The sequence below is a fragment of the Acinetobacter sp. 1000160 genome, from assembly GCF_000588715.1.
Taxonomy (GTDB): domain Bacteria; phylum Pseudomonadota; class Gammaproteobacteria; order Pseudomonadales; family Moraxellaceae; genus Acinetobacter; species Acinetobacter courvalinii.
The window spans coordinates 239,849-260,210 of record NZ_JFWP02000003.1; the positions used below are offsets into that span (position 1 = coordinate 239,849).

General features: G+C 45.1%; 20 protein-coding genes. 5 read left to right on the top strand and 15 right to left on the bottom strand.

What is annotated here, in order from left to right; all coding sequences use genetic code 11:
- Nucleotides 1-8 precede the first annotated feature (8 nt).
- The 11 genes from chrA to J699_RS11160 form a co-directional block, all read right to left on the bottom strand.
- A complete protein-coding gene (gene chrA, locus J699_RS11210; protein ID WP_032868256.1) occupies nt 9-1,361 on the bottom strand; it encodes a chromate efflux transporter in 1,353 nt (450 codons plus the stop codon).
- Nucleotides 1,362-1,363: 2 nt separating this feature from the next.
- The gene (locus J699_RS11205; RefSeq protein ID WP_032867583.1) at nt 1,364-2,287 is read right to left on the bottom strand and encodes a chromate resistance protein ChrB domain-containing protein; all 924 of its coding nucleotides are present in this window, start codon (nt 2,285-2,287) and stop codon (nt 1,364-1,366) included.
- Nucleotides 2,288-2,393: 106 nt separating this feature from the next.
- Nucleotides 2,394-2,681 (bottom strand): DUF971 domain-containing protein, encoded by a 288-nt coding sequence (locus J699_RS11200; RefSeq protein ID WP_005284390.1) that lies wholly within the window; start codon nt 2,679-2,681, stop codon nt 2,394-2,396.
- Nucleotides 2,671-3,663, bottom strand: a complete 993-nt coding sequence (locus tag J699_RS11195; protein ID WP_032867581.1) for a HEAT repeat domain-containing protein — start codon at nt 3,661-3,663, stop codon at nt 2,671-2,673. Before J699_RS11195 ends, J699_RS11200 begins: the two co-directional genes overlap by 11 nt.
- 12 nt (nt 3,664-3,675) lie before the next feature.
- A complete protein-coding gene (locus J699_RS11190) occupies nt 3,676-4,497 on the bottom strand; it encodes an ABC transporter ATP-binding protein (RefSeq protein ID WP_032867579.1) in 822 nt (273 codons plus the stop codon).
- Between the two features lies 1 nt (nt 4,498).
- Nucleotides 4,499-5,341 carry an ABC transporter permease gene (locus tag J699_RS11185; RefSeq protein ID WP_032867577.1) on the bottom strand — a complete coding sequence of 281 codons (843 nt, stop codon included), beginning with the start codon at nt 5,339-5,341 and terminating at the stop codon, nt 4,499-4,501.
- Nucleotides 5,342-5,469: 128 nt separating this feature from the next.
- Nucleotides 5,470-6,879 (bottom strand): ABC transporter substrate-binding protein, encoded by a 1,410-nt coding sequence (locus tag J699_RS11180; protein ID WP_032867575.1) that lies wholly within the window; start codon nt 6,877-6,879, stop codon nt 5,470-5,472.
- Nucleotides 6,880-6,889: 10 nt separating this feature from the next.
- Entirely contained in the window at nt 6,890-7,135 is a 246-nt protein-coding gene (locus J699_RS11175) for a 4Fe-4S dicluster domain-containing protein (RefSeq protein WP_005229296.1), read from the bottom strand.
- Between the two features lie 10 nt (nt 7,136-7,145).
- Nucleotides 7,146-8,885, bottom strand: a complete 1,740-nt coding sequence (locus J699_RS11170; RefSeq protein ID WP_032882797.1) for a fumarate reductase/succinate dehydrogenase flavoprotein subunit — start codon at nt 8,883-8,885, stop codon at nt 7,146-7,148.
- 44 nt (nt 8,886-8,929) lie between these two features.
- Nucleotides 8,930-9,682, bottom strand: coding sequence for a GntR family transcriptional regulator (locus J699_RS11165; protein WP_032867572.1), 753 nt, complete (start codon nt 9,680-9,682; stop codon nt 8,930-8,932).
- Between the two features lie 252 nt (nt 9,683-9,934).
- Nucleotides 9,935-10,879, bottom strand: a complete 945-nt coding sequence (locus J699_RS11160; protein WP_032867570.1) for a LysR family transcriptional regulator — start codon at nt 10,877-10,879, stop codon at nt 9,935-9,937.
- A 92-nt stretch (nt 10,880-10,971) separates the two neighbouring features.
- Between J699_RS11160 and J699_RS11155 the strand changes: the two genes are divergently transcribed.
- The gene (locus tag J699_RS11155; protein WP_032867567.1) at nt 10,972-11,613 is read left to right on the top strand and encodes a LysE family translocator; all 642 of its coding nucleotides are present in this window, start codon (nt 10,972-10,974) and stop codon (nt 11,611-11,613) included.
- Nucleotides 11,614-11,659: 46 nt separating this feature from the next.
- Here J699_RS11155 and J699_RS11150 read toward each other — a convergent pair whose 3' ends face one another.
- The 4 genes from J699_RS11150 to J699_RS11135 form a co-directional block, all read right to left on the bottom strand.
- Nucleotides 11,660-13,630: a family 2A encapsulin nanocompartment cargo protein cysteine desulfurase gene (locus J699_RS11150; protein WP_032867565.1), complete on the bottom strand. Its 1,971-nt coding sequence runs from the start codon at nt 13,628-13,630 to the stop codon at nt 11,660-11,662.
- Complete coding sequence (locus tag J699_RS11145; protein WP_032867563.1) at nt 13,605-14,537, bottom strand: family 2A encapsulin nanocompartment shell protein; 933 nt, start codon at nt 14,535-14,537, stop codon at nt 13,605-13,607. The genes J699_RS11150 and J699_RS11145 overlap by 26 nt, the downstream gene beginning before the upstream one ends.
- Nucleotides 14,538-14,770: 233 nt before the next feature.
- The gene (gene epsC, locus J699_RS11140) at nt 14,771-15,727 is read right to left on the bottom strand and encodes a serine O-acetyltransferase EpsC (RefSeq protein WP_104021889.1); all 957 of its coding nucleotides are present in this window, start codon (nt 15,725-15,727) and stop codon (nt 14,771-14,773) included.
- Between the two features lie 35 nt (nt 15,728-15,762).
- Entirely contained in the window at nt 15,763-16,272 is a 510-nt protein-coding gene (locus tag J699_RS11135) for a rhodanese-like domain-containing protein (protein ID WP_009514629.1), read from the bottom strand.
- A 407-nt stretch (nt 16,273-16,679) separates the two neighbouring features.
- On the opposite strand from J699_RS11135, the gene tauA reads away from it, so the two are divergent.
- The 4 genes from tauA to tauD are packed head-to-tail and all read left to right on the top strand — an operon-like array spanning nt 16,680 to nt 20,261.
- Nucleotides 16,680-17,720 carry a taurine ABC transporter substrate-binding protein gene (gene tauA, locus J699_RS11130; RefSeq protein ID WP_171070833.1) on the top strand — a complete coding sequence of 347 codons (1,041 nt, stop codon included), beginning with the start codon at nt 16,680-16,682 and terminating at the stop codon, nt 17,718-17,720.
- 9 nt (nt 17,721-17,729) lie between these two features.
- Nucleotides 17,730-18,521, top strand: a complete 792-nt coding sequence (locus J699_RS11125) for a taurine ABC transporter ATP-binding protein (RefSeq protein WP_032867556.1) — start codon at nt 17,730-17,732, stop codon at nt 18,519-18,521.
- Nucleotides 18,518-19,399 (top strand): taurine ABC transporter permease TauC, encoded by an 882-nt coding sequence (tauC, locus tag J699_RS11120; RefSeq protein ID WP_032867553.1) that lies wholly within the window; start codon nt 18,518-18,520, stop codon nt 19,397-19,399. The genes J699_RS11125 and tauC overlap by 4 nt, the downstream gene beginning before the upstream one ends.
- Before the next feature lie 16 nt (nt 19,400-19,415).
- On the top strand, nt 19,416-20,261 hold the full coding sequence (gene tauD, locus J699_RS11115) for a taurine dioxygenase (protein WP_032867550.1): 846 nt from the start codon (nt 19,416-19,418) through the stop codon (nt 20,259-20,261).
- Nucleotides 20,262-20,362 lie beyond the last annotated feature (101 nt).

Consider the following 20,362-nt stretch of genomic DNA (forward strand, 5'->3'; position numbering starts at 1 on the left):
GCATCTGCTTAAGCACCGATATATAAGATCAGGCCACAAAAGGCTGAGGCAAATATCACATACAATACATTGATCTGGAATTTGAATAAGGCAATCAGCGCTGCAAGGGTAATACAGGCTGCTTCATAATTAAACGGGTGGTTAAAGCCCTTTGGCCACAGTACATGATAGCTAAAGAATAAAGCCAGATTTAAAATCACCCCGACCACGGCGGCCGTAATGGCGGTGAGGGGGGCTGTGAATTTCAGTTCATTATGGGTTGATTCAATGATTGGTGCGCCTGCCAGAATAAATACAAATGAAAATAAGAAGGTAAACCATGTGACAATTACAGCGCCGAGTGCACCTGCCAAAAACAGCTGTTCAGTACCCAAGACAGCATGATTGTACGTCCCTAGAAAACCCACGAATGCCACAACCATGATCAGAGGACCGGGAGTACTTTCACCCAGTGCCAGACCATCAATCATTTGAGTGGGACTTAGCCATGCATAATGATTGACCGCACCCTGATAGACATAGGGCAATACGGCATAAGCACCGCCGAAAGTGAGTAAGGCGGCCTTGGTAAAGAACCATGCCATCTGGGTATAAGCATGTTGCCAACCCAATCCCAAAGTTAAAAGCAGCATCGGCACACACCAAAGTAATGCTGCAATGAGCAGGATTTTGACGAGATTGCGCCAGCGGAAAATGGCATGGGCTGGCGTTGGGGTATCATCATCAATCAGGGCCGTTCCATAGCTTTTATGACTTTTTTGATGGGCTGCCTGAGCCGTAAATAAATCCGGTTTTTTCCTGCTGAGCAGATAGCCGGTCAAGGCAGCTGCTAAAACGATCAGGGGAAAAGGGACATTAAACACAAAGATGGCAATAAATGCCGCAGCGGCGATCCCCCACATAAACGGATTTTTAAGTGAGCGACTGCCAATACGATAAGTCGCATGAAACACAATCGCCGTGACTGCGGGTTTAATGCCATAAAATAGTCCTGCAATGATCGGTACATTACCAAACTGTACATAAATCCAGGACAGGGCAATCAGGATAAACAGCGAGGGAAGTACAAACAGAATCCCTGCCACCAGCCCACCCGCTGTTCGATGCATGAGCCAGCCAATGTAGGTGGCCAGCTGTTGCGCCTCGGGACCGGGCAGAAGCATGCAATAATTCAATGCATGTAAGAATCTTTTTTCAGAAATCCAGCGTTTGTTTTCGACCAGTTCCTGATGCATCACTGCAATCTGGCCTGCCGGTCCGCCAAAACTGATAAACCCCAGTTTCAGCCAGAACAGCAAGGCTTGCCAAAAGGGTACAGCGGCGATGGGCTGATCGAGCTCATTGATTTTTTTTTGTTGCATGATCATTCTCGAGAAAAATTGGCATAGAGGCCATCAAAGACATAATTAGCGAGTTCAAGTAACTGATGATCATCCGTAATTTTAGTTCTTAAGCCCTGGATGACTTTTTCAATTCCGATTGCTTCGGGTGGCTCCACACCACCAACATCAAGAAAATGCACAATTTCCGCAATCTGCTTTAAAGCAGACTGTTGATGCAGAGCAAAGCTGTGCAATAAGGTTTCAAACGTGACCCAATGATCGATATGACTAAAGCGGGCGCCATCAAAATCAAATCCTAGGGCAGTGGCTGGACAATCGTTTGGTGTGTCTAACCAGATGAAGGTTGCCTCAGGGTCAATAAAATTCTGGATGAGCCAGGCGGATGCTAAACGATCAATCCATAGGCGTTTTCTGGTGGCCCAAACCTTATTTTGAAAGTCCTGTTTGCTTAGTATTTGAATATCGCCATATAGGGCATGCGGTTCATCGGTTTCACCGCAACGTAAAATGCTCTGTTCAACTGCATTCAGTTCCCGAACCGTTTGCTGCTGTGCTTCGGTTGGGAAATAGTCAATTTCAATTAATGCATCGAGCTGCTTGCGTAGCTTGCGGATCTGTTTTAGCAGTTCTTTTTTATCGGTCTGGTTCAGCGCCTGCCGCAGCTGGCTGAGCTGCTGATAGAGTGCCTCATAGTCTTCTTTCCGGTTAAATAGCTGTACGAGATCCAGATGTTCTGAGGCAATGGTTTGAAATAGATAGGCACTGCCATGTTCTGCAATTAAATTTTCAGCAATCGCATCAAACTTTTCTGAATGCTCTACCGGCAGAATATATACCCCATCTCTTAGTGTGGCTGCACCGCAGGCTTTGAGTGATCGCCATACCCGCATCCGTGTTGTGGTGTTCTGGGTGGGGAGGGAGGAAATGAGTAAGGTTATTTTCATGTAATATACTCAACTTATTTGTTAAATATATTACACTTAAATTTTGTTTTATAAATCTAAAAAATTCATATCCTTTTAGGGTTTATATATAAGTTATTTGAATATTTTATGACAGATTCAAGGCTTTTAAAAATGCCCAGGGAAAGATACCTTGGTCATGTCCATCATCAAAACAGATTTGAATGCCGTAACCCTGGGAGTAGATCGCAGAGATGGCAACATGCTCTGGATATTGAATTTCTTGCTGACGTAGGCGTTTGGCTCGACAAAAACCACATGGGCAACTGGCCCTTAGCTGGGCATGGCTAAACTGCTTTTCTGTACCATCCTGCCAAGACAGCAACAGGCGTTGCTGTTCGGTATCGACTTTAAGCTGATCTGGTTCAAGCGACATTTTGTTTCTCCTGAATCAGCGCCAGCCCGATACGAATCGATTTACGTACTTCGGGATCCGGATCTTCTGCATGCTGCAATAAAATATGCTGGGCCTGTTCTCCACCAATTTCCCCTAAGGCGATCGCCACTTCTTTGCGCAGGTTACTGATGTCATGCTGGAAATTTTCCTGAAGTTTGGCAATCGCAGCTTTGGACCGAAGTAAGCCTAAACTGCGGGCCACCGCAATCCGTACTTGCCAGTAAGTATCATCCAGCTGTTGCAACAGTGGCTGTTCTAATTCGAAGGCTTTTAGTTTTCCAATGGTCAAGGCAGCTTCGACCCGCAGTTGCCATGCTTCGGCGGTAAGAGAACTGTGTAAGGCCGATAAAATTTCGGACGTTAAAACTTGACTGGCTGCCAAACCGCCTGTGGCGATACGACGGATTTCAGTTTCAACATCAAACTGGGCAATCTGTGCCAAAGCAGATAATCCTTCAGCTTTCTGCAACCAGCTTAAGCTGCTGACAGCTTCCTTACGTACCAAAGGATTGGCATGTTGTAGCTGTTGCAAAATATCATCAAACAGCTGCTCAGCACGTAATTCCCTGATGGCCCTTAGCACTGAAGCAAGCACAAAGTCATCTTGATGCTTTAAATAACTTGCCAAATGTCCAGCAGATTCGGGATATTTAATTTCACTTAAGCTTTGCGCAGCTGCAACACGCACATTTTCATGGGGATCGCTCAAGGCTCGGGCCAAGGTATTTAAAGACGTTGCATCTTCCCAACCCTCTAAACGGGTGGCTGCCAACTCACGCACCTTGCTGGCAGGATCATGTAACACTGCATGCTGTAACCAGCTTAACAATTCAGTTTGTTCCTCATCAGCAATATTCATCATTGCGACAAAGCGGATATTTTCATCGTCCTGATTCAGTTGAAGGAGATAATCGGCATAATCCGCATCAATATCGGTCAGGAGCGGGTAATTTAAACTCATCTTTTATGCTTCCTAAACAGCGGCTTTCTGATTTAAACCGAGTGGATTTAACCGGCTCAGTTCGGCTTGGGTGGCCTGTTTTAATACTTGAATGCAATGTTTTTTAATTTGGGTAAATTCAGTCGAAGTCACCAGATCAACATGTCTTGGGCGGGGGAAATCCAGTTTGATTTCTTCAATAATACGTCCCGGACGATGACTCATGATCAGGACCCGATCCGCCAGAAACAAGGCTTCATCAATATCGTGGGTAATGAACAGCACCGAGGTCTGAATGCTTTGCCAGATTTCAAGTAGCAGTTCCTGCATCTTTAAACGGGTTTGCGCATCCAGCGCGCCAAAGGGTTCATCCATCAGCAAGACACGCGGTTGATTAATCAGCACCCGTGCAATTTCAACCCGCTGTTGCATGCCACCGGATAACTCGGCAGGATATTGATGTTCAAAACCTTTTAAGCCGACCAGTTCAATCATTTGTGCTGCTTGTTCTTGTCTTTGGGCTTTGGACATTCCTTTCATTTTCAAGCCAAAGCAGACATTGTCCAGTACACTTTTCCAAGGAAAGAGCGTGTGCTGCTGAAATACCAAACCACGATCCGAAGAGGGTTTTTCAATGATTTTTTGATCGAGTAACATGCTGCCCGAGCTAATCGGTAAATGACCTGCCAGTGCACCGAGCAGCGTTGATTTACCGCAACCCGAAGGACCCAGTAAACAGACAAATTCACCCGCCTGAACGTCAAAAGAGACCTGATCCAGTGCCTGAAAGCGTTGTTTATCCTGACCCAGATGCAGGTTGATATTGTTTAAATGAATATGACCGTACTGACGCATGTTATGCCTTCCTTAACTGATACCAAGGGGTAAGTTTTTTACCGAGATAGCGCAGAAAAGCACTGCTGAACATGCCTAATGCGCCAATCAAGAGCATGCCGACAATAATGTCTGCGTAGTTTTGCAAGGTGAAGGATTCCCAAGTGAAATAGCCAATCCCAAGCTGACCAGAGATCATTTCAGCCGTAACCAGACAGAACCAGCAAGTGCCCATGCCAATTGCAAGACCCGTGGTGATACTGGGTAAAGAGCCTGGAATAATCACCTCGCGCAAAATGGCAAACTGACCCGCACCCAGACTTTTGGCAGAAGCAATCAGACGTTGATCCACGCCTTCAACGCCATGAATGGTATTGAGCAGGACTGGAAACAGCGCACCTAAAAAAGTGATGAAAATCATCGAGGCCTCTGAGGAGGGAAACATCAGAATCGCCAAGGGAATCCATGCAACGGCCGGAATCGGACGCAAGATTTCTAAGGGTGGCATCAACAGGGCCGCCAAGGTTTTGGAATAACCAATCAATAATCCTAAAATAACCCCAATTACTGATGCGAGTAAGAAGCCAATCAGCACTCGAGCAATACTGGCTTTGACATGAGCAAGCGCGCTATCCAGTTCGGCAAAAGCAACTAAAGACTGAATCACCTCACGTGGCGAAGGCACATTGGCAAAATTGATTAGCCCTAAATTCAAATGATGCTGTGAAGCCAGTTGCCAAAATACCAGACTAAACACCAGTGACAAGGCACCTAAGCTGTATGAAATGATACGACTTTTTGAAAATATCAGCACAGGGCGGATTGCCTTAGACTGAATCGGTTGGGTATCCGCTAAACTATTCATATTGTTTTCTCCTGAATCTTAAAATCCCCCTAAATCCCCCTTTAAAAGGGGGACTTTTCACGAGTCTAAAGACTGACTAAGATTCGTGAGGCTCCTCCCTTTCTAAAGGGAGGTTGGGAGGGATTTGATCACTTCACCAACTTTTGAGCATTATTAAAGTCATAGACTTTGCCGCCATGTGCTTTGGCCCAATTGTTGGCATCTCCACGCAGTAAGAAGGCACTGATCTGACCGTTTTTATCGGTGGCATACCATGCCAGATTCGCCAGTAATTTGATTTTTAAATTACGGTCTTGGTTGTACACCACACGGATGTTTTTACCGCTCTGCTTTAATTTATTTAAATCTGTAAAGGCCGTTTCAGGTGTAGCATAACTACGCACTTGGGCTTCGCCTTTGACCCAAATTTGTGTAACGCGATCAAAACTTTGAATCGGTTTTTGCGTCAGGGCATCTTTGGCAACGAGAGGCGATTGAGCGTAATTTTTGAGTTGTTGCGCGTAATTCAAGCCCGCACTTTGAAAGGCTTTTTTAATGTATTGATCATCAATGAATTGATTGACATTAATATCAACATCATCACGTCCCAGATATTTCAAGGTGTCGACTGCGGTTTGCGTAGCGCGTTTATATTCAGGTTTCCAGCTCAGGTCACGAGTTTGTACACCGAGAGGTCCATGAAATAAATACACCACTTCGGCAGGGATGCCGGTTTTAGCTGCAATCAGTTCACTATATTTTTCCGGTTGTTTACGGATCAGTTGATCGGCTTCAATGGTCGCGCGTAAATAGGCCTGAATAATTTCCGGATATTGCTGGGCATAGGATTTGCTGGCTAAAGAACCATGAAAGGTTGGGGTCTTGGCCTGTGCGCCGTCGTAAATTTTGCGGGCAAAACCTTGGTAGGGAAATAATTCGGCAAAAGGAACAAAGTCGGCATGGGCATCAATCTTGTTACTTTTCAGGGCTGGGCCTGCCACTTCAGGCGCTTGGGCAATAATTTTAACATCCTTTTTCGGGTCCCAACCTTGTGCAGCAACGGCACGAAGTAATAGACCATGTGCGGTTGAAGCAAAAGGGACCGAAATGGTTTTGCCTTTGAGTTCCTGAATCGAAGTGATTTCCGAATCCACAGGAACTACAATGCCGTTACCACTTCCCGTGGTGCTGCCAGAGAGCACACTCAGGAAAATACTTTCTTTGCCTGTCTTTTTAAAGGCGACACTGTTATTCACCGCGGGGAAGTCTGCCATGGCGCCGATATCCAGACGACCAGCCACCATTTCACTGGTTAATGGCGCGCCAGAGCTAAAGTTTTTCCAGACAATATCGTATTTGGCATCTTTGTATTTACCTGTTTTTGGCAAATATTTAGGCAGTAGATTTAATTCGCGAATCAGCAAGCCGCCAGTAGCACAGTTAATGGTGGTATCTTGGGTACCAATGGCGATGCGGATATTTTCTGCATGTGCCGGGCTAAAGATCAGCAGTAAACTACTGCTCAGAATCAGGCTTTGGGCCAAGTGGTTAAGTCTCATGTAGTTCCCCTCATTTAAGTAAATATGGAATGTTGACCTGAATGGCATCGGTCGGGCAGTCTTTCTCGCATGGCATGCAATACCAGCATTCATCAAACTGCATATAGGCTTTGTTACTTTCTGGATGAATCGCCAATAAGTCCATTGGGCAAACATCAACGCAGACGGTGCAGCCTTTGTCGGCAATACATTTATCTTCATCCACCAATACAGGTGCAGCAGTGCGGTGGGCAATTTCTTTAAAAATAAAAGCCATGTGATGTTCCTTATTCGACTGTTTCAGCGACTAATTTTTTATTGATACGTAGCAGGTTGTAGGAGTTGGCTTCATCTTGTTCAATCGGGATCAGATAGGGCTCAACTGCTTTTTTAAAGCTGACCATATTGCCGTGCAGATCTTTTTTCAGGTGGGCATGACAGAACCAATCCTGATCATTTTTTTCAGGGCAATCTGCACGGTAGTGATAGAGTCCCCAACGGCTTTCTTCACGGAATAGCGAAGCACGCGCGGCCATTTCAGCACAGTCACGAATCACCGCGACTTCAGCAACACGCATCAATTCATGTGGATGGCTGGCATTGATCTGGGCAATATCGGTTTTGATTTCTTCAAAGCGTTTCAGTGCAATTTCAATTTTTTGTCGGGTTTTCGGTGGCTGTAAGTAGTCATTGACCATACGACGCAACTTGTATTCCACTTGTTCTGATGACAGCCCTTCTGGACGGTGTAAGGGTGCAAAAATACGGGCTTTTTCAGCTTCTATTTCATTGGTATTCAATTCTGAATCGGCTTGTGCTACGACATATTCAGCGGCATTGCCCCCAGCAAACCAGCCATAGGTAAAGGCACCGAGCATGTAGTTATGCGGAACGGCTGCCATATCGCCCGCGCTATACAGGCCTTTGACGGAGGTTTCGGCTTTTTCATTGACCCACACCCCAGAAGCACTGTGACCACTACAGAAACCAATTTCTGAAATCTGCATTTCCACCATATCTTGTCGGTAATCGGTGCCACGGCCTTCATGGAAACGGCCACGACTTGGGCGTTCATTGCTATGCAGAATTTCTTCAATGGTTTGAATGGTTTCTTCGGCCAAATGATCCATTTTCAGGAACACTGGACCATTGCCACTTTGCAGTTCTTGATAAAATTCCCACATCATTTGGCCTGACCAGTAGTCACATTCAATAAAACGTTCGCCTTTGCTGTTGGCGGTATAACCACCCAATGGACCTGTCACATAGGCACAGGCAGGGCCGTTATAATCTTTAATCAGTGGATTAATCTGGAAGCATTCCAGATTGGACAGTTCAGCCCCTGCATGGTAAGCCATGGCATAGCCATCACCGGCGTTGGTCGGGTTTTCATAGGTGCCCATCAGATAGCCAGATGCAGGTAGGCCCAAACGTCCGGCAGCCCCACAACACAAAATCGCAGCCTTGGTCTTGATCACATAGAAATCACCCGTACGGCAGTCAAAACCGAGTACACCATTGATGGCACCTTCGGCATTTTTCAGCAGACGGGTGGTGACAATGCGGTTATTGATCTTGACCTGAGCACGTTTCAGCTGGCGATACAGGACTTTTTTAATGTCGTGGCCTTCAGGCATAGGCAGCACATAAGCACCCATGTGATGGACTTTTTTAACCGCGTATTCACCGGTTTGGTCTTTTTCAAATTTCACCCCCCACTGATCCAGTTGCTGAATGGTGGTGAAACTATGCTTGGCATAGGCATAGACGGTGGCTTGATTGACAATGCCATCATTGGCAATGGTAATTTCCTTGGTGTATTGCTCAGGTGTGGCATAACCTGGAATGACGGCATTATTCAGGCCGTCCATGCCCATTGAAATTGCGCCACTGCGTTTCACATTGGCTTTTTCAATCAGTAAAACTTTCAGGTTGGGGTTGGCTGTTTTGGCTTTGATGGCTGCCATTGGGCCAGCCGTTCCCCCACCGATGACGACAATGTCATAGTCCAGTGTAATCGTATTCATGTTGTGCCTTTTTGAGTGCGTTTTAATTCACACGGTTGCTGATGTTAGGTATTTCTTTTTCGATCGACTCTTAAACGGTATTGGAAGGTCTCTCCCGAGAAGTAGAGATATTCGAAGTCAATTGGATGTCCAGCATGATCGTGAGTCAGTCGCTCCACTCTTAACAGCGGTGCGTTGATATCGACCTGTAGCAGTTCACTGAGTTCTTCATCAGCCAGGGTGGCATCAATGTTTAAATCGGCATGTCCCAGGGCAATGGATAAATCCTCTTCGATTGCTAAAAACACATCGCGGGTAGAAAGGTTGATCTGTTGCAAAGCTAAACCAATCGCTTCGGGTAAATAGGTCAGTTCAAATGAAACCGGTTTACGGTTAAGCAGGCGAATACGTTTGATTTCCACCACGGTACTGTTCACTGAAACTTTTAATTTCGATGCAATTTGCGGTGTGGCGGGAATAAAGCGAAATTCTTTGACTACGTTAAACACCTCATGTCCCATATTGGTCATGGCTTCTGCAAAGCCTTGTAACTGGGAAATGTTTTGGAAGGTTTTCGGTGCGCTGACGAAAGTACCTTTGCCTTGAATCTTGTAAACCAGGTGTTCGAGCTGAAGTTGATTGAGTGCCTGACGAATGGTGATACGACTGACATTAAATAATTCACTCAGTTCTTTTTCAGATGGCAATTGCTGATGAATCTGATAGCTCCCCTCGACGATCTGCTGAAGCAGGGCCTGATAGACTTGATCATACAATGGGCGTTCGCCACTTACTTTATTCACAATCGGTTGGTTCATTGAACTTAAACTTGTTATAACAACTTGGTTGTTAGATTAGCGATTATGCAAAATGAAGAAAAATAACTTATGCAGCAAAAAATATCTGTTTTTGTGCATTGTCTATTGCGCAGGATGAAAATAAAGATGCTTTTTATCGTTTTATGAATGGATGATTTCTATTGAGATATAAATGAAAATCAAGATCTTAAGATACATTGATTTTCATTTGGTTTGCTATTGTCACTAGATTTATAAATGAAAGTGATCGTTTTAGCTTGGCGTATTTTGCGGAAATAAGACTGGTTCTGCGGCTAATTTTTCCGCCAGATATTGAATGAACACACTCAATTTAGGTGGAACATGACGGGTAGGTGGATAGAGCAACCATGCACCACCACTGTAATGGGTCTTAAAATGCCAATCAGGTAAAACCTGAACCAAACTCCCTTGTTCTAAGGCATGGCGTGCCACGAAGTAAGGCAAACTGGCAATGCCTAGATGCTGTAAAGCGGCACTGAGACGCACGCCGGTATGATTGGCCGCATAACGACCACGGACTGGCACCGTAATCGATTTCTGTTCCTGCTGGAATTTCCACTTCGAATCATTGGGCTGTTCACCCAAATAAATACATTGATGCTGCTTTAAATCATGTGGATGTTGCGGGATGCCATGTTGCTGCAGATATTCAGGCGTGGCACAAATTAAATGATCAATATCAATCAGTTTTCGTCCCATCAAGCCACCTGGCGGCTGTTCGGTAATACGAATCGCCAGATCGACACCATCATCAATCAAGTCAATGTAACGGTCTTCCAACAACAACTGAATATCAATTTTTGGATACAGTGCCAGGAATTCGGGCAAATGTGGGTGCAGCATAAAATGCCCAACGGCTTTGGGCACACTGATCCGAATTACGCCTTGTGGTTCAATATGAAACTGTCCCGAGCTTTCCATTACCGCTTGTGCCGCATTGACCATGTCGACACAGCGTTCATACACCTGTTGACCACTTTCACTTAAGCGCAGTTTACGTGTGGTGCGATGCAATAAACGTGTACCTAAGGCCCGTTCTAAACGGGCAATGGCGCGGCTCACGGCAGAAGGGGTAGAACCGAGCTGTCGTGCCGTTTCAGAAAAGCTTTCCGTTTCGACAACTTTGACAAAAGTTGCCATTTCATTTAACAGAACCAGACTTTGATTTGTGCTCATGAAGCAAAAGTTATTTGGATTTTGATTGGATTATCGCGCTTTAAAAATCGCAATACAATCTTTTTCCTGTAGTCATGATGGAGATAAATCAAATGTGGCAGTTGTATGGACATGAGTTTCTGGCCTTGGCATTGATCCATTTTATGGCAGTCGTTTTACCGGGTCCTGATTTTATTATTACAGTACGACAAAGTGTGCGATATGGTTATCTAATTGGCTGTATCACTGCAATCGGCATTGGTGTCGGCATTTCGGTGCATGTGTTTTACACCTTGGTGGGTGTGGGTGTGCTGATCCAGCAAAGTGTCTGGTTAATGTCGGTATTGCGCATAGCTGGGGCGGCTTATTTGATTTATTTGGGCTGGCAATGTTTACGCAGTCAACCGAATGCCAATCTGGATATTTTGGCTGGTGAGGCGATGGGTAAACCGAGCTTAATTCAAGCCTTTAATATGGGCTTTTTGACCAATGCACTGAACCCCAAAGCGACCGTTTTCTTTTTGGCGATTTTTACTACCATTGTGAATCCCGCAACGCCGTTAAAGGTTCAAATTGGTTATGGCGTCTGGATGTGTCTAGTCAATGCCGTATGGTTTATTTTGGTCAGCATTATGTTTGCTCAGCCTGTTGTACGGAAACGCTTTTTAGAGTTTGGCGTGTATTTCGAGCGAGTTATGGGCGTTATCTTGAGTGCAGTGGCAATACGATTGATCTGGAGCGTTGCCTTTGCCTGAATAGAAAAAAGACTGCACTGAGGCAGTCTTTTTTATTGGAGTGCGTTTAAGTACTTCGTTTGTTTCTGCTCAGTTGATGTAATACAGACACCAGCAAATCAATTTCTTCCGTGGTGTTGTAAAACGCCAAAGATGGGCGCACCGTCTGTTCCACTCCAAAACGACGCAAGATCGGCTGAGCACAATGGTGTCCTGAACGTACTGCAATGCCATGTTGATTCAGTGCCTTACCCACTTGCTCGGTTGAATAACCTGCAAGGGTAAAGGACATGACACTGGCTTTGTTTTTCGCCGTGCCAATCGGTCTCAAACCTGCAACGCTGCTTAATGCATGTTGACCATATTCCAGTAAGTCATGTTCATAACGGGCAATATTATGAATGCCGAGGCGTTCCACATATTCCAGCGCAGCACCTAAACCCACGGCATCGGCAATATTACCCGTGCCTGCTTCAAACTTGTTTGGAGCCGGTTGATAAACCACTTGTTCAAAGCTCACATCCTGAATCATATTGCCGCCACCTTCCCACACTGGCATGGTTTCCAGAATTTCAGGCTTGGCATAGACTGCACCAATGCCTGTCGGTCCAAACACTTTATGCCCTGAGAATACAAAGAAGTCAGCGTCAATCGCCTGAACATCGGTTGGCATATGCGAAACAGATTGAGCCCCATCAACCAAGACCCGTACACCTTTGGCATGCGCGATTTTGATCACCTCGGCGACAGGAGTGACCGTCCCTAAGGCGTTGGACACCTGGGTAATCGAGATCAGTTTAGTCCGTTCATTAATCAGTTTTGGCAGTTCTTCCAGAATGATTTGACCGGTATCATCCACTGGAATGACACGGAGTTTGGCACCGATTTTTTTGCTGAGCTGGAACCACGGTACGATGTTGGCATGATGCTCAAGATGCGACACGATGATCTCATCACCTTCAGCAATATTCTGCTCTCCCCAGGTCTTGGCAATCAGGTTAATCCCTTCAGTGGTGCCACGAACAAAAATGATCTCTTTGGATGATTTTGCTCCAATAAAACGGGCCACCACATTACGCGCATGTTCATAGGCATCAGTTGCACGTGCTGCCAGTTCATGTGCAGCACGATGAATATTGGAATTTTCGTGCTGATAAAAATAAGCTATACGATCAATCACGCTTTGTGGTTTCTGCGTGGTCGCTGCATTATCAAACCAGACCAGAGGTCGACCATTGACGCGTTCTTGCAGAATGGGAAAGTCACGACGGATCGCTTGAATATCCAAAGGTTGCGCTGCATTGGCAACAAACTGCGGTTGCGAAGGTTGATAATTGCCATAACCTGTGTTGCTTTGTGGCAAATCAAGAAAGTAGAAACCTGATGAGGCATTATTTTGTGCTTGAGTTGAAGCTTGAGAATCTTGTTGCAACAAACTTTTTAGCGCATTGCCATGCGGCAATTGAAATGATTGTGCAGTCGCAAAACTGGCAGCATCAAAGTCAGAGCTAGATGAGCTGGGTGCTGCAAAATCATTTAAAAAATAAAACGGCGATGCCTCGCTTGTTGATGGACGAGACGGTTCAACCAAAGGCACATTCGGTGCGCTATGAATGGCCTGTGGAAAATTTGGTTCAATCGGTGGGCGAGGTAAATTTGCCCCACCGACCACGGGCGCAGAGGCAATGGCACGACGTTCAGGATAATCGGGATAGTTTGGAATATGCTCAGGATATTCAGGATTCAAACTTTTTTCATAGGCAATATGGGGCGCACGACCACTTAATGCTGCTAAAGATTCAGCAGGTTGGGGTTGATGGGGTGGAGTACCGATATTGGGCAGGTCCAGATTCAAACCAGAAGGATGGCCACTGCCAGAGCTTGGCAATGCAGCAAAAAATTCAGTGGCAAGCCTTGAAAGTGTTGCTTCATCCGGGAAGTTGGACGGTGGTTGAACACCGGCCACTTCAGAACCCGTCGGATGACCTTGCCCAGCAGCTGTAGATGAAAGCTTACTTGTAGTTAACTGGGTAGTCATGATATTTGTCCACCTCCACATCTTCGAGTACAGCCAACGCATCCTCAGTCAATACTGCCAATGAGCAATACAGTGAGATCAGATAAGACGCAATTGCATTGCGGTTGATACCCATAAAGCGTACGGAAAGACCAGGGGACTGCTCGCCTGCCAAGCCCGGTTGGAACAAGCCCACCACACCTTGACGTTTTTCACCTACACGGAGGAGCAGGATTTTGGTTTTACCATCTTCCACTGGAATCTTGTTGGATGGAATCAGTGGCACACCACGCCAGGTAATGAACTGAGAACCGAATAAACTGACGGTTGGCGGTGGCACGCCACGACGGGTACATTCACGGCCGAATGCAGCAATCGCATCTGGATGTGCCAGAAAGAAACCAGGCTCTTTCCAGACTTTACGCAGTAAATCATCAAAATCATCTGGTGTTGGCGGGCCATTTAAAGTTGAGATACGCTGTTCATCTGTAACGCTGGCCAATAAACCATATTCGGGATTATTGATCAGCTCGCTTTCTTGGCGTTCTTTAATGGTTTCAATGGTTAAGCGCAATTGTTCTTTGATTTGATCGTGCGGGCTGCTGTAAAGATCGGCAACACGAGTATGGATATCCAAAACGGTAGACACACCATTTAAGAAATATTCACGCGGTTGCGCATCATAATCAACAAAGGTTTGCGGCAATGTAGCTTCATCACGTTGCGTACATGCCACTTGGATGTCATCGGTATTGCTGACACGGTTAACACGATAAATACCTGCTTCAACAGGAATCCATTGTAATAAATGTGTGAGCCAGCGCGGGGTAATGGTCGAAAGTTGTGGAACGGTCTTGGTGGCGTTGGCAAGCTGTCTGGCTGCATGATCGCCAAGTGCAAGTTGGGCTTTGTCGTTGGTTTTTGCCATGAATCAATTTTCCTGTTGTTTTTTGGCTTTGTTAATAAAAAGGGTTGGTTTTATTACAATGTGGTTTAATCATTTATTGAGTTAGACTAGAGCTGATTTATTATTTTTAAAAATATTAATATGAGATAAATAATGCTGAATTATTCTATGCCTCATAAGAATATATTTATAAAAAATAAATATAAAATACGAATAGAGATGTTTTAATTTAAATAACGATCTACTTCATTTAATTAAACTTTACTGTTATGCAAGGACTCGCTGGGGGATTGTAAAATCTGGCTACCTGCTGCAACGCTATGGATGAGCCAGACATTGCCGCCAATAATGGAGCCTTTACCAATGGTGATGCAGCCTAAAATGGTTGCACCCGCATAAATCACCACGTGGTCTTCAACAACCGGATGACGGGCATAATCTTTTTTCAGTGCGCCATCTTCATTGACTTCGAAGCGTTTTGCGCCGAGCGTGACCGCCTGATAGATGCGGACATATTCACCAATCACCGAGGTTTCACCAATCACCACGCCGGTACCATGATCGATAAAGAAGCCTTTCCCAATTTGCGCTCCAGGATGAATATCAATCCCGGTGGCTGAATGGGCCAGTTCAGAAATAATCCGTGAGAGCAGCGGTACACTGTGATAGAGCTGATGGGCGACACGATGATGAATAATCGCTAAAATCCCTGGATAGCAGAGCAGTACTTCATCGACGCTATGTGCTGCGGGATCGCCTTCATAGGCTGCACAGACATCGGCATCCAGTAGACGACGGATGTCCGGCAGGGTGTTGGCAAAGTCCTGCACGATGGTCTGTGCCAAAGCCACCTGCTGTTCATATAGCAGCCTGTCATTATTCGAAATGGGAACCGGTTTGACTCGACTTTTGGCTTCATAATTTAAAGCCAGTTTGACCTGTGCAAACAGGGCATTCAAAACCCGGTCAAGCGTATAGGCAATATAATAATCTTCTGTTTCCTGACGCAGCTCACTGGGTCCAAGCCGCATTGGAAATAGAATGCCGCACAGATCATCCAGTATTGATTTAAGCGCCTCTTTGGAGGGAAGTTCGCGTCCACCAAATTCCTTGATACGGTGTTGCCGCTCCCGCCATTCGTGTCGTGCTTGTTGTAAGCCTTCGACCACCGGCTGTATTTTCCATTGGCTCACGAGAGTTCCTTGCAAAATGAGGGGTTAAAAAACATCAAGCTTCAAAGGTCATATCAATCTTGTAGCCAAGGTAATTGATGAATACGCCAGCCATTGCTTTGATTTCGTTGTTGCTGTTCGTTCAGATCGCCTTCGAAGCCTTCTAGCACGTTATAGACTTGGGCAAATCCGGCACTAAAGGCCGCAGTCGCGGCCAAAGCCGAGCGTTTACCACTACGGCAGAGTAAGAGAATGGTTTTGTCTTTGCCGACCTTGCTATCCAGTTCTTTCAGGAAACGTGGATTTCGGTTGAATGAGGTACCGGTTGCCCACGCGACATGGACACTTTCAGGCACATAACCGACAAATTTACGTTCTTCATTGGTGCGGACATCCACTAAGATGGCATGACCTTGTTGAACCAGAAACCATGCTTCAGCAGGCGGAATACTGCCGGTAAAATCAAGTTCATTGTCTTCTGCATATTGTTGTGCGCGTTGCAGGATATCTTGTGGGTCGTTTGAAGAACCGTCTGAAGTGAAGTTGGATTCTGCAGCTTGAGCAGAATCAAATTGAGCATTCATTGTTATAACCTTTATATACATCAGCGGGATGATGTTTTTATCTTAGGACTGTTTTTATATTCAGGAAAATAATCAAAATTTATTTATATATCTATTTTTGATAAATAATGGGTATTTATTAACTTATTCAGAATATGATTTAAAATGGTTTTTTTAATAAATATATTTATTAGATTTAAAGATGAAATTATCAGGAATAAATATTTTACTTTTCCATTAAGTTACATCATAAATATTTAAAAAGGGGAGTTTGGAAAATTAAATGCAAGAGCACTGAAAAATATCGCTATTGATGATAAAAACAGCATAAATTGTCTAAGACTTATTCTTATCTCATAAAGGAATAAGTAACTCACTTTTTCTTATTTTTAATCATAAGGCATGCCGCATACCATAAGCCTATATTGTTGAAAGATCATCTAATTATGGGCATCAAGAACACCAAGCCGCTAATTGTTACAGCGATCGTCCTTGTGGCGATTGTTGCTTTTATTGTCTATCAAAATCAAAAAGATGCTGCGCCTATTCAGTCTAAAAACAACAAGGCAGTGGTGATTGCCTATCAGACGGGTGTTGATCCAACCAAGGTTGCACAGGCCAATGGTGATTATGAACGTGACAGTAAGCAAGCCATTCAATGGCGTAAGTTTGATGCAGGTTCAGATGTGGTCAATGCATTGGCTTCGGGTGATGTGGTGATCGGCAATATCGGTTCCAGCCCGCTGGCCGCTGCAGCAAGCCGTGATTTACCGATTGAGGTCTTTCTGGTGACGGCGAAATTAGGTGGTTCGGAAGCATTGGTGGTGAGTAACAAATCCGGTATCAAGAACCCGCAAGACCTGATTGGCAAAACCATTGCCGTGCCATTCGTTTCAACCACACATTACAGCTTATTGTCAGCACTCAAGTATTGGAATATTGCCGATAATCAGGTCAAGATTATTAACTTGCGTCCACCTGAAATCACGGCTGCTTGGGAGCGTGGTGATATTGATGCCACTTATGTCTGGGAACCTGCATTAAGCAAAGTCAAAGCTAGTGGGCATGTCTTGACCGATTCGAAACAGGTCGGCGAGTGGGGTGCACCAACTTATGATTTATGGGTGGTACGTAAAGATTTTGCTGAAAAAAATCCAGAATTCTTAAAAGCCTTTGTGCAAACCAGCTTAAAACAAGTTGAAGCGTATCAGCAAGATCCGAAAGCATTTGAACAAAATGCCGATAATATTCAGAAAATTGCTCAGCTGACAGGCTCTGATGTGAAAGATATTCCTTTACTGTTATCTGGCAATATTTATCTGAATGGCCAGCAACAACACGCGACTTTAGCGGGTGAGTTTGCCAAAAATATTTTTGATACCGCAACATTCCTAAAAAGCCAAGGTAAGGTGGATCAAGTCAAACCTGATTATCAAGCGAATGTCACCACCCAATTCTTACAGCCATAGGAGATCGAAATGAGCGTATTAGCTGCCGAGCATCTTCATTTAACCTTTCCCAAACAGACCGTGCCTGTTCTTCAAGATATCAATCTTAAGATTGAGGAAGGCACCTTGACTGTGGTTTTGGGTGAGTCTGGCTGTGGTAAAACAACATTGCTGAATATCTTGGCGGGCTTTCAACAGCCAAGTTCAGGCCAGATTACACTGGATCATGAAGTGGTGACTGCACCCGATGCACGTCGTGCGGTGGTGTTTCAGGATCATGCGCTGTTACCTTGGTTAAATGTCTCTGAAAATATCGGTTTTGCTTTACAGCTCAAAGGCTTGAAAGCGCAAGAAATTCAACAGCAAGTCGATGCAATCCTGAAAATTGTGGGTTTAAGTCACGTGGCTCAAGCCAATATCTGGGAATTGTCAGGGGGCATGAAACAACGCGTCGGTATTGCACGTGCCTTGATCAGCCATGCGGCATTCATTTTGCTGGATGAGCCTTTTGCTGCGCTGGATGCCTTTACCCGTGAAACCATGCAGCAGTTGGTACTGGATTTATGGATTGAACAAAATAAATCGTTCTTCCTGATCACACATGACATTGAGGAAGCGCTTTTGCTGAGCAATCAGCTGGTGTTGATGACGGCGCGTCCTGGAAAAATCATCGAGACTTTAAAACTGGATTTTGCAGAGCGTTATAAGCAAGGTGAATCAATCCGTGCGATTAAGTCGGATTCACAATTTATCCAGTTACGTGAGCAACTGTTTGAACGCTTACGCGTACAGAAACAGGCAGGACATGAGGTGGCTGTATGACCGGTCAAGCAAAAAACACCACTTATGAGCTGAGCAAGGCAGAACAACTGCAAGCGACCAACAATGCACAGCCGGATTCAATCTTGAATTCAATAGGAGCTTTTGTTGCTCGTCATCGCAGTTTGGTACTCAGTCTTTCCAGTGTACTGAGTGTATTGGTGATCTGGTATCTGATTACGGCATTAAAAATTGTCCCAAGCCTGTTTTTACCAAGTCCACAAGCGGTATGGCAGAAGTTTCTTGAAGTCAGCCAGCAAGGCTTTATGAAAGCCACCTTATGGCAGCATCTGGCTGCGAGTATTTCTCGGGTCTTATTGGCCTTGGTTGCCGCGATTGCGATTGGGGTACCTTTAGGTTTATGGATGGGACTGAATAAATGGGTGCGTGCCGTGCTTGATCCATTGGTTGAGTTATTGCGTCCGATTCCACCTTTGGCTTATTTGCCACTCTTGGTGATCTGGTTCGGGATTGGTGAAACCACCAAAGTGCTTTTGATTTTCTTTTCGATTCTTGCACCTGTGATTATCAGCAGTACCCATGGCGTATTGAGCCATCAGCTCAATCGTGAGCGTGCAGCTTTATCTTTGGGAGCAAGCCAGTCGCAGGTATTCTGGCATGTGATTCTGCCGACGGCATTACCGCATATTTTAACGGGTGTCCGTATTGGTTTGGGTGTAGGCTGGTCAACCTTGGTGGCTTCGGAATTAGTTGCAGCAGATCGGGGCATTGGTTTTATGGTGCAGTCGGCGGCACAATTCCTGATTACCGATACCGTGGTTCTCGGCATTATTGTCATTGCGATTGTCGCAGTAAGTTTTGAATTGTTTTTGCGTTGGTTACAGAAGCAATTATCTCCTTGGTATGGCCAACAGTTATAAGTGTGAGTAGTAGAAGATGACGTTAAATATTGAAGTTATTAAACCAACAATCGGTGCCATTATTCACGATGTTGATTTAAACACGGCTGATGAAAATACTACACAACAAATTCAACAGGCTTTGCTGGATCATCATGTGATCTTCTTCCGCAATCAGCAGCTTGCCCCTCAGGCACAAGCTGAATTGGCGCGTGGTTTTGGTTCTTTGCATATTCATCCGATCTATCCATCGGTAGACAATGTCCCTGAAATCATTGTGCTCGATAGCTGGAAACAGGACTTGCGTGACAATGAACTCTGGCACACTGATGTGACTTTTAGCCAGAAACCGCCATTGGGCTGTGTATTGCAAGCCATCAAGATTCCACCTGTAGGCGGTGATACCCTGTGGTCGAGTGGCGCGGCGGCATTTGCTGCCTTGGATCAAGACTTGCAGCAAAAGTTAAAAGGTTTAACCGCAACCCATGACATCCGTCAGTCTTTCCCGATTGAGCGTTTCGCGCATAATGATGTTGAACGTCGAAAACTGGAAGAAACCTTTAAGCGTAATCCTCCTGTGGTTCATCCTGTGGTGAGAACGCATCCGGTCACGGGTCAACCGATTTTGTTTGTGAGTGAAGGTTTTACTACCCGTATCAATGAGCTGGATGAAACTGAAAGCGCTGAATTGCTACAGTATTTATTTGCGCATGCCACCAATGAGCAGTTCCATTTGCGTTGGCAGTGGCAGGCAGGGGATGTAGCGATTTGGGATAATCGTTGTACGCAGCATAAGGCCTTATTTGATTATGGTGATGCGCATCGAATTATGCATCGTGCCACGATTAAAGGTGATGTACCATTTTATCAAGCGGCAAGTTAAAATTTAGTTTTGATTTTTTGCTTCGGTGGAATCTTACAGAGATCTCATCTTATTTTTGGATAAGCCTTCAGCTGGAGTTACTTTTGTTTCGGCAAAAGTAA

Bases quoted from the DNA above. Each gene is read 5' to 3' on its own strand.
- chrA (WP_032868256.1), bottom strand. From the start codon at position 1,361: ATGCAACAAAAAAAAATCAATGAGCTCGATCAGCCCATCGCCGCTGTA.
- J699_RS11205 (WP_032867583.1), bottom strand. From the start codon at position 2,287: ATGAAAATAACCTTACTCATTTCCTCCCTCCCCACCCAGAACACCACA.
- J699_RS11200 (WP_005284390.1), bottom strand. From the start codon at position 2,681: ATGTCGCTTGAACCAGATCAGCTTAAAGTCGATACCGAACAGCAACGC.
- J699_RS11195 (WP_032867581.1), bottom strand. From the start codon at position 3,663: ATGAGTTTAAATTACCCGCTCCTGACCGATATTGATGCGGATTATGCC.
- J699_RS11190 (WP_032867579.1), bottom strand. From the start codon at position 4,497: ATGCGTCAGTACGGTCATATTCATTTAAACAATATCAACCTGCATCTG.
- J699_RS11185 (WP_032867577.1), bottom strand. From the start codon at position 5,341: ATGAATAGTTTAGCGGATACCCAACCGATTCAGTCTAAGGCAATCCGC.
- J699_RS11180 (WP_032867575.1), bottom strand. From the start codon at position 6,879: ATGAGACTTAACCACTTGGCCCAAAGCCTGATTCTGAGCAGTAGTTTA.
- J699_RS11175 (WP_005229296.1), bottom strand. From the start codon at position 7,135: ATGGCTTTTATTTTTAAAGAAATTGCCCACCGCACTGCTGCACCTGTA.
- J699_RS11170 (WP_032882797.1), bottom strand. From the start codon at position 8,885: ATGAATACGATTACACTGGACTATGACATTGTCGTCATCGGTGGGGGA.
- J699_RS11165 (WP_032867572.1), bottom strand. From the start codon at position 9,682: ATGAACCAACCGATTGTGAATAAAGTAAGTGGCGAACGCCCATTGTAT.
- J699_RS11160 (WP_032867570.1), bottom strand. From the start codon at position 10,879: ATGAGCACAAATCAAAGTCTGGTTCTGTTAAATGAAATGGCAACTTTT.
- J699_RS11155 (WP_032867567.1), top strand. From the start codon at position 10,972: ATGTGGCAGTTGTATGGACATGAGTTTCTGGCCTTGGCATTGATCCAT.
- J699_RS11150 (WP_032867565.1), bottom strand. From the start codon at position 13,630: ATGACTACCCAGTTAACTACAAGTAAGCTTTCATCTACAGCTGCTGGG.
- J699_RS11145 (WP_032867563.1), bottom strand. From the start codon at position 14,537: ATGGCAAAAACCAACGACAAAGCCCAACTTGCACTTGGCGATCATGCA.
- J699_RS11135 (WP_009514629.1), bottom strand. From the start codon at position 16,272: ATGAATGCTCAATTTGATTCTGCTCAAGCTGCAGAATCCAACTTCACT.
- J699_RS11125 (WP_032867556.1), top strand. From the start codon at position 17,730: ATGAGCGTATTAGCTGCCGAGCATCTTCATTTAACCTTTCCCAAACAG.
- tauC (WP_032867553.1), top strand. From the start codon at position 18,518: ATGACCGGTCAAGCAAAAAACACCACTTATGAGCTGAGCAAGGCAGAA.
- tauD (WP_032867550.1), top strand. From the start codon at position 19,416: ATGACGTTAAATATTGAAGTTATTAAACCAACAATCGGTGCCATTATT.